This window comes from Streptomyces eurythermus (genome assembly GCF_014649115.1).
In the GTDB taxonomy this organism is placed as follows: domain Bacteria; phylum Actinomycetota; class Actinomycetes; order Streptomycetales; family Streptomycetaceae; genus Streptomyces; species Streptomyces eurythermus.
In genome coordinates this window covers 1-4,782 of the sequence record NZ_BMSK01000050.1, presented here as the reverse complement: position 1 = coordinate 4,782, position 4,782 = coordinate 1, and the positions used below count along the sequence as shown (strand labels likewise).

4 protein-coding genes are annotated in these 4,782 nt (G+C 74.1%); 1 reads left to right on the top strand and 3 read right to left on the bottom strand.

Annotation, left to right across the window (positions count from 1 at the left end; genetic code table 11):
- The first annotated feature begins 121 nt into the window (after positions 1 to 121).
- On the top strand, positions 122 to 790 hold the full coding sequence (locus IE251_RS40400; RefSeq protein ID WP_307784809.1) for a response regulator: 669 nt from the start codon (positions 122 to 124) through the stop codon (positions 788 to 790).
- A 3-nt stretch (positions 791 to 793) separates the two neighbouring features.
- Here the strand turns inward: IE251_RS40400 and IE251_RS40395 are convergent, their stop codons facing one another.
- The 3 genes from IE251_RS40395 to IE251_RS40385 form a co-directional block, all read right to left on the bottom strand.
- Positions 794 to 2,017 (bottom strand): sensor histidine kinase, encoded by a 1,224-nt coding sequence (locus tag IE251_RS40395; protein ID WP_189757917.1) that lies wholly within the window; start codon positions 2,015 to 2,017, stop codon positions 794 to 796.
- 85 nt (positions 2,018 to 2,102) lie between these two features.
- The gene (locus tag IE251_RS40390) at positions 2,103 to 3,473 is read right to left on the bottom strand and encodes an FtsX-like permease family protein (protein WP_189757919.1); all 1,371 of its coding nucleotides are present in this window, start codon (positions 3,471 to 3,473) and stop codon (positions 2,103 to 2,105) included.
- Positions 3,474 to 3,478: 5 nt separating this feature from the next.
- Positions 3,479 to 4,231, bottom strand: a complete 753-nt coding sequence (locus tag IE251_RS40385) for an ABC transporter ATP-binding protein (protein ID WP_189757916.1) — start codon at positions 4,229 to 4,231, stop codon at positions 3,479 to 3,481.
- Between the last annotated feature and the right edge of the window lie 551 nt (positions 4,232 to 4,782).

Genomic DNA, 4,782 nt, shown 5'->3' with positions numbered 1-4,782 from the left:
CTTGACTCACCTCGCGGAAGCCCGACACTGACCAAGAAGCGAGCGGCCCAACGGCCACTGACGAACACCGGCCCCCACACCCACGGCGGCGCCCCCCAACACCCACCCGATAATGGCGACCGTGATCAACAGGCACCTACGCGTCGTACTCGCCGAGGACTCCGTCATCTTGCGCGACGGCATGGTCGAACTGCTCGGCGCCCGCGGCTGCGAGGTCGTGGCCACCGCAGGAACGGCACCGGACCTACTCGCCGAGGTGGCCGAACACCGACCCGACGTGGCAGTGGTGGACATCCGCATGCCACCCACACACACCGACGAGGGCATCCGCGCCGCCGTCGAGATCCGCGCGAGGACGGCCGAGGTCGGCATCCTCGTCTTCTCCCAGCACGTGGAGACGGCCTGGGCCACCCGGCTGCTGGCGGACGGCGCGGCGGGCATCGGCTACCTGCTGAAGGAACGCGTCGCCCGGACCAGCGAGTTCGTCGACGCCCTGCACCGTGTCGCCGACGGCGGCACCGTGCTCGACCCGGAAGTGGTCACTCGTCTGATGCGTGGCGGACAGCGCAGGCGGGTGGTGGACACCCTGACGCCGCGCGAACGTGACGTGCTGGAGCTGATGGCACAAGGCCATTCCAACCGCTCCATCGCCACGCTGCTGGTGGTGTCGGAGCGGGCGGTGGAGAAGCACGTCGCCGCCGTCTTCACCAAGTTCGGCCTGCGGGCGACCGACACCGACAACCGCCGGGTGAAAGCCGTTCTCAACTACCTCTCCGAGACGAGGGGGTGACGCTCACCGCAGACGCGTCGGCAGCTCGGCCGTGATCACGGTGGGTCCACCGGGCGGGCTGTCCACCCGCAGGACTCCGTCCACCGCCGCGAGCCGCTCGGCCAGCCCCGTCAGACCGGTACCGCCACCGAGCGCCGCACCGCCACGACCGTCGTCGCGCACACGCAGGCGCACGCGGCCGTCAGCCGTGCTCACGGTGAGTTCGGCCGAGCGGGCACCGCTGTGCTTGGCGATGTTGGTGAGAAGCTCGGCGGCGCAGAAGTAGACGACCCGCTCGACCACCGGGTGCGGGCGTTCTCCCAGGTCCAGGCGGATGGTGACCGGCACCGGCGACGTGGCGGTGAGGCCCGGCAACGCTTCGCCGAGACCGCCGTCCAGCGCCACCGGGTGAATTCCCCGGGTCAGCCGCCGCAGTTCGGTGATGGTGTCGTCGGTCTGGCCGCGGGCCCGGCTCATCAGGGTGCGCAGCCGCCCGAGATCCGGACCGGCGGGAGCCACGAGCGCGTCTTCGGCCAGCGAGAGGGTGATGGCCAGAGCGACCAACCGGGCCTGAGTGCCGTCGTGCAGGTCGCGCTCCAGGCGCCGGAGCTGGTCGGTGTTGTCCGCGAGCAGGGTGGCCCGGGCGGTCTCCAGCTCCCGGACCCGCTGCTGGGTACGGACCGGGCTGAGCAGCAGCCGGGCGAGCCGGCGGTTCAATCCGCTCAGCGCCCGCACCGCGCCGGGAACCGCCGACAGCACCACCAGACCGGCCACGACGGACGCCCCGTCCAGCCAGCCGGCCGGCCGCGCGCCGTCCCACGCGTGGACCCAGACCGGGAAGCCGACCAGCCAGCCGCAGCCGAGTGGAAGCGCCACGGCCGTGGCGAAGCCGAGCACTCCGAGCGGCAGGCGCAGCACCAGATAGAGCAGAGCCCGCCAGGCGACCGGATCGGTCAGCACGACACGGCCACGGGCGAACACGCCCGCCGGGCGGCGCAGCCCGGCCGGCGCCTCGACGTACTCGCCGAGCAGCCGGCCGGCCAGCCACCGGTGCAGCGCGCCGAGACGGCGCGCGCCCAGCAGCGCGGCGACCACGAACGGCAGTCCGACCACGGTGAGGGAGAGCAGCGCTCCCGCGTACAGGACGGCCAGTGCGTAGACGCCGCCGAGCAGCGCGAACGGCAGCCCGACGACCGCGAACGCCCATTCGCCGCCCCCGACGGACAGGTATCGCCGCCGCTCGGCCACCTCCGCGGCGGGAACACCCGGCCGATCCGCCGCGGTCGGGTGACCGCGGCGGGACACGCCCTCGGCAGCCGGCCCACCGCCGTGTTCAGCCACGGTCACCGCTCACCAGCTCCGCCGCCGGACCGCGCACCACCCGCAGGCCGGTGGCCAGGACGGTGAGGACGGTCAGCGCCGCAGCGCCCGCGACGATGTACCAGGAGGCGGCCACCGGGACGTACGGGGCCACCGAGCCGGTCGACGCCGTGCTGAACGCCGCCGACGCGGCCCCCGCGACCGCCGCGCCGAGCAGCACCCCCACCGCCGTGGTCAGCGCCGCCTCCACGGCCAGCAGGCGCATCAGCTGCCACGGGTGCGCGCCGACCAGCCGCAGCAGCGCGAACTCGCGGCGCCGTTCGGTGGTCACGGCGGCCAGGGTGTTGACGGTGGACACGGCGGCGAAGCAGGTCAGCAGCGCCACCTCGGCCTGGCGCAGCCAGACGTCCGTGGCGGAGGTGACACTGGTGGCTGTCGCCCGCGCGGCGTGCTCGGCGGTTTCCGTCATGATCAGCATGGTGCCGGACAGCCCCACGAGCAGTGCGACCGGCACCACCGCGGACGACAGCCGCCGCGCGTACCCGCGCAGGTTGGCGTGGGCCAGCCACCCCGCACCGGGCGCCAGAGCCCGTACCGGCACCCCCAGCACGGCCACCAGGAAGCGTATGGCGAGCGGTCCGAGCAGGGCGACCGCGACCAGCAGGACCACCGCGGCGAGCAGTGCCGCCTGCCCCGCCTTGTCCATCTCCTCGGCCGGCCGCGTCGCGGACAGTCGCAGCAGCAGACCGCCCCCCACCAGAGCGCCGATCCCGGCGAGCAGGCGTGGTGCACCCGTCCGCCCGTGCTCGGTCGAGCTGGCCGTGAGGGCGGCCGACGGCGCGATCCGCGAGATCCGCCGGGCCGCGACGGCCGAGGCCGCCAGGCCGACGGCGAGCGTGGCGGCCAGCGCGACCAGCATCGGCACCGGTGTCCCCGGCACCCGCACGCCCGGCGCCGCCAGCCCCAGTCGCCGTAGCTCGGCGAGGAAGCGACGGGCCGCCGCCCCGCCAGCGACCCAGCCGGGCAAGGCCACCGACAACGCGGTCACGACGACCTGGCCGCGGACCAGCCGCCGCGTCTGACGGGGTGTCGCCGCGATGGTGCGCAGCAGGGCCAGCTCGCGGTGCTGCTGGCGGAGGGCGAAACCCAACGCGTTGACCACGACGAAGAACGCCACCAGGACGGCGATCTCACCGAAGGCACCGGCGATCACCGCCACTCCCGGCCCTTTTGCCGCCCTCCGGGCGGACGCGGGCGCGGTGACATCGGCGGCGAACAGCGAGCCGAACAGCGTCACGGTGGCGATCGCGAGGAACAGCGCGCACGCCAGGCCGGCGAAGGCAGCCGGACGCCGACGCATCTGCCCGAGGGCGACCGAAACCATCGCGGTCACCCGCCCAGCCGGCTCAGCCGCTCGCCGACCCGGGCGGCGGTGGGCCGGTCGAGCTCGTCCACGACCAAGCCGTCGGCGAGCAGCAGCACCCGGTCCGCGTACCCGGCGGCGACCGGATCGTGGGTCACCATCACGCAGGTCCGGCCCTCCCGGTCGACACCGGCGCGCAGCAGGGCGAGGATCTCGTGGCCGGTGGCCCGGTCGAGGGCGCCGGTCGGCTCGTCGGCGAAGAGCACCCGAGGGCGGGAGACCAGCGCCCGCGCGATCGCCACCCGCTGCTGCTGCCCACCGGACAACTGCCCGGGCCGGTGCCGTTCTCGCCCGGCCAGTCCGACCCGGTCGAGCGCCTCCAGAACCCGGCCCCGCTCAGGCCGCCCACCGGCCAGCCGGCCGGGAAGCTCGACGTTCTGCGCGACCGTCATCCCCGGCATCAGATTGAACGCCTGGAAGACGAACCCCACCCGGCTGCGCCGGAGTTCCGCCAGCCGCCGCTCGGACAGCCGGGAAACCTCGTCCCCACCCCACCACACGGAACCCCGGGTGGGCCGGTCCATCCCCGCGAGGCAGTGCAGCAAGGTGGTCTTGCCGGAACCCGACGGCCCCATCACCGCCGTGAACGTCCCGGACGCGAGGGCCACCGACACCCCGCGCAACGCCCGTACGGCGGCGGCACCACGCCCGTACTCCCGGTGCAGGCCCTCCGCCCGAACGGCGGCTCCCCCCGCGACATCCATCGCCATCTCAGCCATGCCCTCATCCTCGACGGACAAGGCACGCCGATCGATCGTGCCCACCCCCGAACCGGAGGTTCGGAAAACCGAACCCCGCGCGCGGACAGCGCGGGCATCAAGGAGGCGCGACCGCCACCGACGACCCACCTGGGCAGCCCCTTCGCGAGCGGCCGCGACCGACTGGCGATCGCCACACACACCCGCGCCCCGCGCCAGGCGATGCCCTCCCTGACCGGGCCAGTCCACCCGGAGGCTCGTTTTGGAATACCTGCCCATAACTAACGCCCCCACCGGTCGAGGCCGAACTTATGGCCCCCCCGCCCACCCTCCGCAGGCCGCCGACCCACCCGGCGTGCAGGCGAGATGCGACCGCGCACCACCCCACCGGGCCGGTAGCCGCTAAGCCGGCCCGGCGTGCTGGCGAGGCGCGGGCGCGCATCCCTGCCGACAGGGCCTCGTAGGTCACCCATGGGTCCGGTACCGGGCTGGGCCACTGTTCCTTCGGGCCGCTCGCTCGCTTCTACCCCGGGCTGGAGCGAGGTGTGTCAAGGGTGGGCCGCAGGCCCATC